Raw genomic sequence first — 12,673 nt, 5'->3', positions numbered from 1 at the left:
CGGGCCGTGCCCCGGCCGCCGCTAGAAGGAGCTAACGGATGAGCAAGGTCATCGGTATCGACCTCGGCACCACCAATTCCTGCGTCGCCATCATGGAAAGCGGCGACACCAAGGTCATCGAGAACGCCGAGGGCGCCCGGACCACCCCCTCCATGGTCGCCTTCGCCAAGAACGGCGAGCGCCTCGTCGGCCAGGCCGCGAAGCGCCAGGCGGTGACCAACCCGACCGACACGCTCTACGCCGTCAAGCGCCTGATCGGCCGCCGCTTCGACGACCCGATGGTGCAGAAGGACGTTTCGCTCGTCCCCTACAAGATCGCGCGCGCCGACAACGGCGACGCCTGGGTCGAGGCCGGCGGGCAGAAGCAGGCGCCGCAGCAGATCTCCGCCTACGTCCTCGGCAAGATGAAGGAGACGGCCGAGGCCTATCTCGGCGACAAGGTGACGCAGGCCGTCATCACCGTCCCCGCCTACTTCAACGACGCCCAGCGCCAGGCCACCAAGGAGGCCGGCAAGATCGCGGGCCTCGAGGTGCTGCGCATCATCAACGAGCCGACGGCGGCAGCCCTCGCCTACGGCATGGACAAGAAGAACGGCGGCACCATCGCGGTCTACGACCTCGGCGGCGGCACCTTCGACGTCTCCGTGCTCGAGATCGGCGACGGCGTCTTCGAGGTGAAGTCCACCAACGGCGACACCTTCCTCGGCGGCGAGGACTTCGACCAGCGGGTGATCGACTACCTCGCGGACGAGTTCAAGCGCGAGAACGGCATCGACCTCCGCAGCGACAAGCTCGCCCTGCAGCGCCTCAAGGAGGCCGCCGAAAAGGCGAAGATCGAGCTGTCCTCGGCCAAGCAGACCGAGATCAACCTGCCCTTCATCACCGCCGACGCCAGCGGGCCGAAGCACCTCGTGCTGCAGCTGACGCGCGCGAAGCTGGAGGCGCTGGTCGATGACCTCGTGCAGCGCACGCTCGAGCCCTGCCGCGCGGCCCTGAAGGATGCCGGCCTCACCGCCGGCGAGATCGACGAGGTGATCCTGGTCGGCGGCATGACCCGCATGCCCCGCGTCATCGAGGCGGTGAAGCAGTTCTTCGGCCGCGAGCCCGCCCGCAACGTGAACCCGGACGAGGTCGTCGCCATCGGCGCCGCCATCCAGGGCGCGGTGCTCAAGGGCGAGGTGAAGGACGTCCTGCTGCTCGACGTGACGCCGCTCTCCCTCGGCATCGAGACGCTGGGCGGCGTGTTCACCCGGCTGATCGACCGCAACACCACCATCCCGACCAAGAAGTCCCAGACCTTCTCGACCGCTGACGACAACCAGACGGCCGTGACGATCAAGGTCTTCCAGGGCGAGCGGGAGATGGCGGCGGACAACAAGCTGCTCGGCAACTTCGACCTGCAGGGCATCCCGCCCGCGCCGCGCGGCGTGCCGCAGATCGAGGTCACCTTCGACATCGACGCGAACGGCATCGTCTCCGTGAGCGCGAAGGACAAGGCGACGGGCAAGGAGCAGCAGATCAAGATCCAGGCCCGCTCCGGCCTGTCCGACGCCGATATCGAGCGGATGGTGCGCGACGCCGAGGCGAATGCCGAGGCCGACAAGCGCCGCCGCGAGGGCGTCGAGGCGAAGAACAACCTCGAGGCGCTCGTCCACTCCACCGACAAGGCCCTGAAGGACAACGGCGACAAGCTCGCCGATGCCGAGAGGGGCGAGGTCGAGGCCGCTCTCTCCGCCGCGCGCTCCGCGCTGGAGGGCGAGGATGCCGAGGCCATGAAGGCGGCCGGGGAGCGTCTCTCCACCGCCTCCATGAAGATCGGCGAGGCGCTCTACAAGGCGCAGGCCGAGGCTGCGGCGAAGGCGGGCCCCGAGGGCGAGGCCGGGTCCAACCCCGGCGCCGGCCCGGGCGCCGGGCCGGGTGGCAGCAAGGTGGTCGACGCCGAGTTCGAGGATGTCGACCCCTCGAAGAAGAAGCAGGGCTGATCGCCTTGCAGTAAAGGGAACAAGGCGCCCGGCATCGCGAAGAGCGGGCCGGGCGCCTTCTCTTTGCGGCACACCCCTTCGATGCAACCCCTCAGGGCGCGGATGCGCCCCGCATGGGAACCAAGATGGCCAAGCGTGACTATTACGAGGTGCTGGGCGTCCCGAGGGACGCGAACGAGGACGCGCTGAAGAAGGCGTTCCGCAAGCTCGCCATGCAGCACCACCCCGACCGCAATCCCGGGGACAAGGCGGCCGAGGCGAAGTTCAAGGAATGCAACGAGGCCTACGACGTCCTGAAGGACGCCGAGAAGCGGGCCGCCTATGACCGCTACGGCCATGCCGCCTTCGAGGGTGGCGGGGGCGGCGGCGGCAACCCCTTCGGCGGCGGCTTCGCTGGCGGCGGCTTCGAGGACATCTTCGAGCAGATGTTCGGGAACTTCGGCGGTCGCGCCGGCCGGGGCGGGGCCCAGCCCAGCGGCCGCGGCTCCGATCTCCGCACCGAGGTGACGATCAGCCTCGAGGAGGCCTTCGCCGGCACGAAGACGACGATCCGCGTCCCCTCCTCCGTCACCTGCGACCACTGCTCCGGCAGCGGCGCGGAAGGCGGCACGGCGCAGACCGACACCTGCGGCACCTGCAAGGGCGCGGGCAAGGTGCGCGCCCAGTCCGGCTTCTTCCTGGTGGAGCGCACCTGCCCCACCTGCAACGGGGCCGGGCGGATCATCAAGAACCCGTGCAAGGTGTGCAACGGCGCGGGGCGCGTGCAGCGCGACCGCAACCTGGCCGTGACGATCCCCGCGGGCGTCGAGGAGGGCACGCGGATCCGCCTGGCCGGCGAGGGCGAGGCAGGGCTGCGCGGGGCGCCGGCGGGCGACCTCTACGTCGATGTCGGCATCCGTCCTCACCCGATCTTCCAGCGGGAGGGGAACAACATCTTCATCCGCGTGCCGCTCCGCATGACCCAGGCCGCGCTCGGCGGCACGGTGGAGGTGCCGAGCATCGATGGCGGCCGCGCCCGCGTCTCCATCCCCACGGGCACCCAGGCGGGCGACCAGTTCCGCCTGCGCAGCAAGGGCTTCTCCGTGCTGCGCTCGGCCGCGCGGGGGGACATGTATGTCCAGGTCTCCGTCGAGACGCCGCAGAACCTCACCGCGAAGCAGCGCGAGCTGCTGGAGCAGTTCGAGGCCGAGGCGGAGGCGAACAGCAGGACCAGCCCGGAGAGCGAGGGCTTCTTCTCCCGCGTGAAGGAGTTCTGGGAGGGGCTGGGGCGGTAGCGGCCGCCCCGGCATCCATCCTCAGGCCAGCGGCAGTTCCACCACGGACCCCGGCAGGACCGTCAGCACGGGCGGCCGCCCGTGCGGCACCTGCACGCAGTGGTCGGCATCCGCACCCGCGACGGAGAGCCGGATGCGGCTGCCCGCCGCGAAGCGCCAGGCGGTGGGCAGCAGCGGGATGCGGATGCGCACGGCCTCCCCCGGCACCATCGGCGCCGCGTCCTCCCGCCGGAAGGAGCGGAAGGTCCAGGTGGTGCGATAGGTCTCCGGCGCCGGGCTCTCCTTCCGGTGGAGCGCGCGCAGCAGCCCCTCCGTGACGTAGCGGGGCGTGCCGTCGGCCTCGATCTCCGAGAGATAGACGAAGATCGCCGCGTCCGGCTCGCTGGAGGCGAGCAGCAGTTCCGCGACCGCGTGCCCCGTCATCTCCCGCGCCTCGGCCAGCGGCTCGGAGGTCCAGGAGAGCATGGCGGCGGAGCGCTCCGCCCAGTCGGCGTAATAGGTCGTGCTGTTGATGCCGGCGATGCGCTCGTAGCGCGTGCCGTGACCCGTGCCCGCGGCGAAGTCGGCGCGCGTCTCCGCCCCGCCGGCCCGCGAGGCATCGGCCGACAGGGCGCCCTCCGCGCCGAGGAACAGGCGCTCCGTCGCTTCCACCGGGGGCCAGGACCTCGCCGCGCGCCATTCCTCGGCGTGCAGGGCGAAGAAGTGCACCCGGGCCTCGTCGCGCAGCCCCGTGTCGCGGCCCATCAGGTACTCGTCGAGGAAGCGCAGCAGCGCGCCGAGCAGGTCGAAATCCGGCGTCACCCCGCCGCGCCAGGGCGAGACGTTGCAGCGGGCCCCGTGGTCCCAGGGGCCGAGCAGGAGGTGGACGGGATTGTCGCGCAGGGTGAGGAAGCGCGAGATCGCCCCGTTCGCGTATCCCGCCCCGTCCATCCAGCCGGAGCAGGCAAGCACCGCCACGTCGGGCCGGATGCCGGGGCTGACGGAGTAGGGGCTGAAGGAGGCGGAGGAGAAGGAGGGGTCGTAGGGCAGCGCCTCCTCGCGGAAGCGGAACTCGCCCATGAAGTCGGGCTGGCGGAAGTTGCCGAGATGCTCGCGGATGGCCTCCGCCAGCAGCGCGCCATCGGGGTCCTCGTCCACGGGATGCGGGCCGCGCAGGTCGGGATGCGCGTAGTAGACGTAGTTCTTCAGCAGGTCGCGCCGGTCGTGGTCCATGGCGACCATCAGCGCGTCGTAGCTGCGCGCCAGCTCCTTCAGCAGGATGCCCCCGGGATAGTAGTTGTCCGCGTAGGTGTCCCAGACGGCGAAGAGCGGCGCGATGGCGCGCACCGCCGGGTGCCCCGTGCTGGCGAGGAAGTCCGAGGCCGCGCCGGGATAGGAGATGCCCGTCGCGCCCACGCGCCCGTCGGACCATTCCTGCGCCACGATCCAGTCGGTGATCTCCCGGCTGTCCTCGCGCTCCCTCGGCGAGCGGAAGCTGTCGCGCGTGCCGAAGCTGGCGCCGGTGCCGCGCACGTCCACCACCACCACGGCATAGCCGCGCGGGACGAGGTAGCGGATGAACTTGCCCGCATTCGGGATGGCGTCCGCCTCGCTGCCCGGCGCCACGGCGAAGCGGCGGTAATAGGGGGTGAGGATCAGCACCGCCGGCACGGGGCCGGTGGCGCCCTCGGGCAGCCAGGTATCGAGCGCGATGCGGCAGCCGTCCCGCATCGCCAGGTAGCGCGAGAGGGGTCGCGCGGGCAGCGCGAAGGGCACCTCGCGGCCGGCCGCGTACTGCGACGGCGCAACCCGCCAGGCGCCGCCCTTCAGATCCCCGTCCGACACGCCGCGCGCCTTACCGCTTGGCCTCGATCGCGTCCCAGATCGCCTTCTCCAGGTGCACGCCGTCGAAGCGCGCCACCTCCTGCAGGCCGGTGGGGGAGGTGACGTTAATCTCGGTGAGGTAGCCGCCGATCACGTCGATGCCGACGAAGATCATGCCGCGCTTCTTCAGCTCCGGCCCGATGGCGGCGCAGATCTCGCGCTCGCGGTCCGTCAGCGTGGTCTGCACCGCCACCCCGCCGACATGCATGTTGGACCGCGCCTCGCCCTCGGCCGGCACGCGGTTGATCGCGCCCATCGCCTCGCCGTCCACGAGGATGATACGCTTGTCGCCCTGCCGCACGGCGGGCACGTATTTCTGGATCACCAGCGGTTCGCGCGAGCGCTCGGTGAACATCTCGATCAGCGAGTTGAGGTTGGAATCGTCGGGGCGCAGGTGGAACACGCCCGCGCCGCCATTGCCGAAGAGCGGCTTGACGATGATGTCGCCGTGCTTCTCGCGGAAGCGCATGATCATCGTCCGGTCGGCCGTCACCAGCGTCTCGGGCATGAGGTCGGGGAAGTGGGTGACGAAGAGCTTCTCCGGCGCGTTCCGCACGCTGGCGGGGTCGTTCACCACCAGCGTCCGGGGATGGATGTGCTCCAGGATGTGGGTGGCCGTGATGTAGGCCATGTCGAAGGGCGGGTCCTGGCGCATCAGCACCACGTCGGCGTCGCGGCCGAGGTCCAGCTCCACCCGCTCGCCGAAGGTGAAGTGGTCCCCCTTCACCCGCCGCACCTCCACCGGATGCGCCCAGGCCGTCACCCGCCCGCCGTGCAGCGCGAGGTCGCGCACGTGGTAGTGCCACAGCGCGTGGCCCCGCGCCTGCGCCTCCAGCATGAGGGCGAAGGTGCTGTCCCCCTCGATCCCGATGCTCTCCATCGGGTCCATCTGCACCGCCACCCGCAGGGTCTTCGCCATGGCCGTCCATCCGTGATCGCGTCCGGGGCTTTGGTGGCATTCCTTAAGCTCCAATGCCAGGGGGTGATCGGGCCGGTCAGACACGGCTTCTTGCCGGTTCCCGTTTCGCAGGCGAAAACTGCACCATGCCGACGCACCATCCAGCAGCCGATTCTCCGCCGAGCCGCGCCGGACGCGCAGCGCATCGTCGCAAGGCGGTGCTGCCTGTCGTGACCCTGGCGCTCGCGCTGACCGCCTGCCAATCCACGCCGCCCGCCTTCCCGCCGGACTACAGGATGTTGATCGCGTACCATCTCGCGCTCGATTACGAAGCCTCCGGCAAGGGTGCCGCGGAGATCAGCCCCATGCCTCGGTCAGGGGTCGGGCTGATCGGCGCCATGACGTCGCTCTGGGTCCGCTACCCCGTCCTCGCAACCTACCAGCTTCTGACTCCCGGCAGGGTCGTTCCGCGATGCATCAACATCAGTGCCAGCACGCTCAGTCTCAGGGATGGTCTCGAGGTCACGCGGCCTCGGCAGGATCTCGGGGGCAACTGTCCTGAGAACGCCGATTTCGTGCCGTTCACGGAACTCGAAGGCCTTGCCGAGCGCATCCGCGCGTGCCGCCGGGAAGGAACAGCGCGGTGCGCGGTTTCCGAGCCGGGCGCGCGTCGGCAGCGCGTTTTCGTCCTGTCGCGCTGAGAGGTTCGGGGCACCTAGCAGAGCCGCGGGACCAGCATTCCCAGCCGAGGCATCGCGCACGACGTCCCGCATACTTCGGATCGATGCGTGACCAGGCCGCGCGCCCTACTCGGGAGAGGACGGAACACCGCGCAGGCCTGCGGCCGCATCACGGCACGAGCACCACGAGCAGCCAGGCCGCGAAGACCACCAGCAGCACGCAGCCCTGGAGCAGGTTCGTGATGCGCCCGGACAGGGCGAGCATCCCCGTCACGAAGGTCAGCACGAGCAGCACGGTGTCGGCCGGCGGGATGCCGAGGTCGAGCGGCTGCCCCAGCCAAGCGGCCAGCCCGGCCAGGATCGGCACGGAGAGGCCGATGGTCGCGATGGCGCTGCCCAGGGCGAGGTTGAGGCTCGCCTGCAGCCGGTCCGCCATGGCGGCGCGGAGCGCGGTGGCGGTCTCGGGCATCAGCACGATGGCGGCGACGATCACCCCCTCCACGCTCACCGGCAGGCCGGCCGCGGCCACGGTCTGCCCGATGGCGGGGGCCACGGTCTTGGCCAGCAGCACCACGGCGACGAGGGCGAGCAGCAGCAGCCCGCCCGCGAGCCCCGCCTCCCGCCCGCTCGGCCGGATGTCGAGCGCCTCCAGCGCCTCCCCCGTGCCCTCGATCAGGGCCCGGTCGTCCGCGGGCACGAAATAGGTCCGGTGCAGCACGGTCTGCACCAGGACGAAGACGAGCCACAGTGCCAGGCAGAGCCCCGCGACCACCGCCACCTGCACCGGCGCGTACTCCCCGCCCGGCGCGGCCCGGACGTGGTTGGGCAGGACGAGCACGAGCGTCCCCATGGCCGCCACCACCGAGAGGAGCGCCGTTGCCCCGTCCGCGTTGAAGCCGGGCTCGCGGTGGCGGAGCGCGGCCAGCACGATGCAGAGCCCCGTCAGCCCCGCGGCGACCAGCATCACCACCGCGTGGATCGTGTCCCGCACCAGGGTCGGCTTCGGCGGGTCGGCCGTGACCATCACGGAGGCGACCAGCGCCACCTCGATCACCGTGACCGCGAGCGCCAGCACGAGGGTCCCGAAGGGTTCCCCCACCCGCGCCGCGACCGTCTCCGCGTGGTGCACCGCCGCCCGGACGGCCAGCAGCAGCAGGGCGAAGACCGGCAGGGCCACCCAGCCCGTGGCGGAGAGGCCGACCGCCACCGCGCCGATCAGGCCGAGGACGGAGGGAACCCAGCCGTCCCAGCGAAGGGGGTGGTGATGGATCGATGACATGGAGGTTTTTTCGTCCCAGCGTTTCCCCCTTCAGCGCCCGGGGGCCGGGATGGATGCGCGCCCTGACGCGGCGGCCCGCATGGGCTATGCCGGTCCTATGGCGTCCCCCCGCACCCTCACCGGCAAGACCCTCACCGCGGGCATCCTCGGCTGGCCCGTGGGCCATTCCCGCTCCCCGCGCCTGCACGGCTACTGGCTGGAGCGGCACGGGATCGACGGCGCCTACATCCCCCTCCCCGTCCGGCCGGAACGCTTCGCGGGCGCCATTCGCGCGCTCGCCGATCTCGGCTTCCGCGGCGCCAACGTGACCATTCCGCACAAGGAGACGGCGCTGGCCGCCTGCGATCTGCTGGAAGAAGGCGCCCGCCGCATCGGGGCCGTGAACACGCTCGTCTTCCACGAGGACGGGCGCATCGAGGGCTGGAACACCGATGGCTGGGGCTTCCTGGAGAGCATCCGGGAGGGAGTGCCGGAGTGGCGCGCGGAGGCCGGGCCGGCCGTGGTGCTCGGTGCCGGGGGCGGCGCCCGCGCCGTGGCCCACGCGCTGCTCCTGGCCGGCTGCCCCCGCCTCACCCTCGTCAACCGCAGCCCGGCGCGCGCCGAGGCCCTGGCGGCCGAGCTCTCCGCCCATGGCTACCGCGTGGAGGTCGCCGCCGCCCCGCCGCTGGAGGGTGCGGCGCTGCTGGTGAACACCACGAGCCAGGGCATGCAGGGCCAGCCCCCCCTCACCCTCGACCTCGCCCCCCTGCCCGCCTCGGCCGTGGTGGCGGACATCGTCTATGTCCCGCTGGAGACGCCGCTGCTGGCCGCCGCCCGCGCCCGGGGCCTAGCCGCGGTGGACGGGCTGGGGATGCTGCTGCACCAGGGCCGCCGCGGCTTCCAGGCCTGGTTCGGCACCATGCCCGCGGTGGATGCGGAACTGCGCGCCTTCGTCGCCTCCGACATCCCGAGGACGGCCGCATGAGGGTCACCGCATGAGGGTCACCGCATGAGGGTTTGGGGGCTCACCGGCGGGATCGGCATGGGCAAGTCCACCGCCGCCAACACCTTCCGCCGCCTCCGCATCCCCGTCTTCGACGCGGACGCCGCCGTGCACCGGCTGCAGGGCCCGGGCGGTGCCGCCGTGCGCCCGATCGAGGCCGCCTTTCCCGGCACCACGCGCGGGACGCCGCGCGGCCCGGCGGTGGACCGGGAGGCGCTGCGCCGCGCCGTGATCGGCCATGACGCCGCCCTCAACCGGCTGGAGGCGATCGTCCACCCCCTCGTGCGGCGGGAGGAGCGCCGCTTCCTCGCCGCCGCCCGGCGCCGCGGCGCGCGGCTGGCGGTGCTGGACGTCCCGCTCCTCTTCGAGACCGGGGGCGAGCGCCGGGTGGACAAGGTGATCGTCGTCACCGCGCCCGCCGCCACCCAGCGCACCCGCGTGCTCCGCCGGCGCGGCATGACGGAGGAGCGGCTGCGCGCCATTCTCGCCCGCCAGGTGCCGGACAGCCTGCGGCGACGCCGGGCGGACCACCTCGTCCATACCGGCCTCTCCCGCCACCACGCGCAGCGCGCCGTGCGGCGGCTGGTGGCGCATCAAGGCTGATGGGCAAGCGCCCGGCAGGGGCCAGCCATGCGCGGGCGCGACTGGCCCGGAGGGCCCCCCGTCACCACCTCTCTGTCACCCTCGGATGAGGGAAAACAAAGGGTTAAGACAGTGCTTACGACCATGTTCCTGATCGTCCTGGCCGGCCTGACGGCGGCCAATGTCGCGGCGCGGGTGGCCCTGGATCACTCCTCGATCCGCGTGCCCGTGACCGGCCGCGACTGATCCGACCGGCCTCCCGCCTGTCCGGGGCTCCCAGGAGGAACCCGGGTTGGCGGGGCTGCGGCGGGGGCCGGGCAGTCCTGCCCGGCCCCCGCCCCAGCTCCCCCAAAGCCCGCCGCGCCGCTCAGCCCGCGACGATGTTCTTCTCCTTCACCACCCGGCCCCAGCGCGCGTGGTCCCCGCGCACCAGCGTGTCGAAGGCCTCGGGCGTGCTGCCCCCGGGCTCGTCGCCCTGGCCCGAGATGCGCTCGCGCACGGCGGGGTCGCTGAGCGCCTGGTTCAGCGCCGCGTTGACCCGCTGAACCACCTCGGCCGGCGTGCCCTTGGGCGCGGAGATGCCGATCCAGCTCGTGATGATGAGGTCGTTCAGGCCCTGCTCCCCCACCGTCGCCACGTCGGGGAAGGCCGGCACCCGCTCCTTGCCGGTGACGGCGATGGCGCGCACCTGCCCCGCCTTTACGAAGGGGGCGACGACCGAGGCGGCGTCGAACATCGCGCTGAAGCGCCCGGCGATGAAGTCCTGCATCGCCGGCCCGCTGCCGCGATAGGGGATGTCCTGCATCGCCGGGTTGCCCACGCGGTCACGGAACAGCTCCATCGCGCAGTGGGACATGCTGCCGGCGGCCGGCGTGCCGTACTGCACCGGGCCGTTCTGCGCCTTGATCCAGGCGACCAGCTCCGGCGCCGTGCGCGCCGGCACGGAGGGGTGGACGCAGAGGACGAGGGCGCTCTGCAGCGCCAGCCCGACCGAGACGAGGTCGAGCGGGTTGATCGTCATCCCCGGGAAGGTGTGGGGATTGATTGCCATGGCGCTGCTGTTCGCCGCCAGCAGCGTGTAGCCGTCCGGCCGCGCGCGCAGCACGTATTCCGTGCCGATATTGCCGCCCGCGCCGCCCCGGTTCTCCACCACCACGGGCACGCCGAGCGCGGCGGACATGCCGTTCTGCACGATGCGGGCGGCGAAGTCGGTCTGCCCGCCCGGCGGGAAGCCAACGACGAGGGTGACGGCGCGCGCCGGCCAGGCCTGGGCGCGGGCGAGGCGGGGGGCGGCCAGGGCGAGACCCGCGGCGCCGAGCAGCGCGCGGCGGCCGGTGGTTCCCGCGGCGGTTGGGAGGGAAGTCATGCGGAAGTCTCCTCGAATCGCTGCCGCTCCTTCAGAGCGGCTTGGGGGGAGACGTAACGAGCACCCGCCGGCCCGTCCAATCCCGGCCCGCCGCGCCCGCCTCCCCGCCCTCCCGCGCGCGCGGCCCCACGGCCGCCGGTGCCTCACCACCGGCCTCGCTACCGGCCTCGCTACCCCTGGGGCCGCGGCCCCGGATCGCCTATCCTGCGCCCATGACCCGCGCCCTCATCCTCGACACCGAGACCACCGGCCTTGATCCCGCGACGGGCGACCGCGTGCTGGAGGTGGCCGCGATCGAGGTGGTGAACCTCATGCCCACCGGCCGGTCCTTCCACCGCCTCATCAACCCCCAGCGCGACATCCCGCCCGAGGCCTCGAAGGTCCACGGCTTCACCGCCGCCGACCTCGTGGACAAGCCGCTCTTCGCCGAGATCCTGCCGGAGCTGCTGGGTTTCCTGGGCGAGGATCCCGTCATCGCCCACAACGCGCCCTTCGACTTCAACTTCCTCGACCACGAGTTCGACCGCTGCGGCACCCCGCGCATCCCGCGCAGCCGCATGGTGGACACGCTGGCGATGGCGAAGAAGCGCTTCCCCGGCCTGCCCAACAGCCTCGACGCGCTCTGCCGCCGCTTCGGCATCGACCTCTCGGCCCGCACCACCCACAACGCGCTGCTCGACGTGCAGCTCCTCGGCCAGGTCTATCTCGAGCTGATGGGCGGCAAGCAGCCCGGCCTGGCGCTGGCGTCGAGCATCGGCGGGCGCGGCCCCCTGCTCGCCGCCTCCGGCCCCGCCGCCCCGCGCACCCCTCGCCCCATCGCCCCCTCCCCGGAGGAGCTGGAGCGCCACGCGGCCTTCGTGGCGAAGCTGAAGGACCCCGTCTGGGCGGCGCTGGACGGAGGATGACAGGCGCCGCCCGCCTCCCCTAGGCTCCCGCGACGAGTTGGGGAGGCGAGCCATGAGCGTCCATCCCGGCGGCTGCCTCTGCGGGGCCCTGCGCTACGAGGCCCTGGCCGAGCCGCTGCGCGTCACCACCTGCCACTGCCGCTTCTGCCAGCGCGCCACGGGCACGGCCTACATGGTCGAGCCAATCTTCCGGCGGGAGGACATCCGCGTCACCGCGGGCAGACCCGCGGTCTACGACCACCGCTCGGCGGGCAGCGGCAAGATCGTCCACATCCATTTCTGCGCGGCCTGCGGCACGAAGATCTTCATGACCTTCGAGCGCTTCCCGACCTCCTGTGGCGTCCTTGCAGGCACCTTCGACGATCCCGGCTGGTTCGCCATCACGCCGGAGAACGCGAAGCACATCTTCATCGGCGCCGCGCGGCACGACACCCTCCTGCCCGCCGGCATCCCCGCCTATGACGAGCACGCCATGACGAATGACGGCACGCCGACCCGGCCCGTGGTCTTCGACGCGCCCCGGGCGGGCGGCCGGCATCAGGGCGGCTGAAGCCCCGCCCCTGAAGCCCTGCCCTGGCCGGATGGCCGCCCCGCCCCTATCTTGCGGGCACATCCCCAGAGCAGCCCAAGGCCCCGATGCGCGACCCTGACTTCACCGGCTACACCCCCAACCGCGTCGAGGGCGTGACGGCGCAGGAGGTGATCCAGGTCACCTCCCGCCACGTTCCCTGCGACGGCGGCGGCCTCGGCGGCCATCCCCTGATCTGGCTGCGGGTCGAGGGGGACGAGATCACCTGCCCCTACTGCTCCCGCACCTACCACCTCGCCCCCGGGGCGGGGGACGACGACCACCACTGAGAGG

Annotated in this window: 12 protein-coding genes; 8 read left to right on the top strand and 4 right to left on the bottom strand. The window is 72.0% G+C overall.

Annotation, left to right across the window (positions count from 1 at the left end):
• The first annotated feature begins 38 nt into the window (after positions 1–38).
• Entirely contained in the window at positions 39–1,982 is a 1,944-nt protein-coding gene (dnaK, locus tag FHS87_RS11095) for a molecular chaperone DnaK (RefSeq protein ID WP_184517860.1), read from the top strand.
• 125 nt (positions 1,983–2,107) lie between these two features.
• Positions 2,108–3,256 carry a molecular chaperone DnaJ gene (dnaJ, locus tag FHS87_RS11090; protein ID WP_184518254.1) on the top strand — a complete coding sequence of 383 codons (1,149 nt, stop codon included), beginning with the start codon at positions 2,108–2,110 and terminating at the stop codon, positions 3,254–3,256.
• 21 nt (positions 3,257–3,277) lie between these two features.
• On the opposite strand, the gene FHS87_RS11085 is transcribed toward dnaJ, so the two are convergent.
• Together FHS87_RS11085 and gshB are read right to left on the bottom strand one after the other, a co-directional pair.
• On the bottom strand, positions 3,278–5,080 hold the full coding sequence (locus FHS87_RS11085) for a CocE/NonD family hydrolase (protein ID WP_312861965.1): 1,803 nt from the start codon (positions 5,078–5,080) through the stop codon (positions 3,278–3,280).
• Between the two features lie 10 nt (positions 5,081–5,090).
• Positions 5,091–6,038, bottom strand: coding sequence for a glutathione synthase (gshB, locus tag FHS87_RS11080; protein WP_184517858.1), 948 nt, complete (start codon positions 6,036–6,038; stop codon positions 5,091–5,093).
• A gap of 125 nt (positions 6,039–6,163) precedes the next feature.
• On the opposite strand from gshB, the gene FHS87_RS11075 reads away from it, so the two are divergent.
• Entirely contained in the window at positions 6,164–6,718 is a 555-nt protein-coding gene (locus FHS87_RS11075; RefSeq protein ID WP_184517856.1) for a hypothetical protein, read from the top strand.
• A 148-nt stretch (positions 6,719–6,866) separates the two neighbouring features.
• Here FHS87_RS11075 and FHS87_RS11070 read toward each other — a convergent pair whose 3' ends face one another.
• Entirely contained in the window at positions 6,867–7,976 is a 1,110-nt protein-coding gene (locus FHS87_RS11070) for a calcium:proton antiporter (RefSeq protein WP_184517853.1), read from the bottom strand.
• A 97-nt stretch (positions 7,977–8,073) separates the two neighbouring features.
• Here FHS87_RS11070 and FHS87_RS11065 point away from each other — a divergent pair, with 97 nt between their 5' ends.
• Both FHS87_RS11065 and coaE read left to right on the top strand, forming a co-directional pair.
• Positions 8,074–8,940, top strand: coding sequence for a shikimate dehydrogenase (locus FHS87_RS11065; protein ID WP_184518249.1), 867 nt, complete (start codon positions 8,074–8,076; stop codon positions 8,938–8,940).
• Between the two features lie 24 nt (positions 8,941–8,964).
• Positions 8,965–9,561, top strand: coding sequence for a dephospho-CoA kinase (coaE, locus tag FHS87_RS11060; RefSeq protein WP_184517849.1), 597 nt, complete (start codon positions 8,965–8,967; stop codon positions 9,559–9,561).
• Between the two features lie 346 nt (positions 9,562–9,907).
• Here the strand turns inward: coaE and FHS87_RS11055 are convergent, their stop codons facing one another.
• Positions 9,908–10,906 carry a Bug family tripartite tricarboxylate transporter substrate binding protein gene (locus tag FHS87_RS11055; protein WP_184517846.1) on the bottom strand — a complete coding sequence of 333 codons (999 nt, stop codon included), beginning with the start codon at positions 10,904–10,906 and terminating at the stop codon, positions 9,908–9,910.
• A gap of 212 nt (positions 10,907–11,118) precedes the next feature.
• On the opposite strand from FHS87_RS11055, the gene dnaQ reads away from it, so the two are divergent.
• The 3 genes from dnaQ to FHS87_RS11040 all read left to right on the top strand — a co-directional run bounded on the left by dnaQ (position 11,119) and on the right by FHS87_RS11040 (position 12,669).
• Entirely contained in the window at positions 11,119–11,811 is a 693-nt protein-coding gene (gene dnaQ, locus FHS87_RS11050; protein WP_184517844.1) for a DNA polymerase III subunit epsilon, read from the top strand.
• Positions 11,812–11,863: 52 nt separating this feature from the next.
• Entirely contained in the window at positions 11,864–12,361 is a 498-nt protein-coding gene (locus FHS87_RS11045) for a GFA family protein (protein ID WP_184517841.1), read from the top strand.
• A gap of 86 nt (positions 12,362–12,447) precedes the next feature.
• A complete protein-coding gene (locus tag FHS87_RS11040) occupies positions 12,448–12,669 on the top strand; it encodes a zinc-finger domain-containing protein (RefSeq protein ID WP_184517838.1) in 222 nt (73 codons plus the stop codon).
• Positions 12,670–12,673 lie beyond the last annotated feature (4 nt).

The organism is Muricoccus pecuniae (assembly GCF_014199205.1).
GTDB classification, from domain to species: domain Bacteria; phylum Pseudomonadota; class Alphaproteobacteria; order Acetobacterales; family Acetobacteraceae; genus Roseomonas; species Roseomonas pecuniae.
The sequence above is the reverse complement of the archived record's forward strand: the minus strand, read 5'-3'. Positions and strand labels throughout refer to the sequence as shown.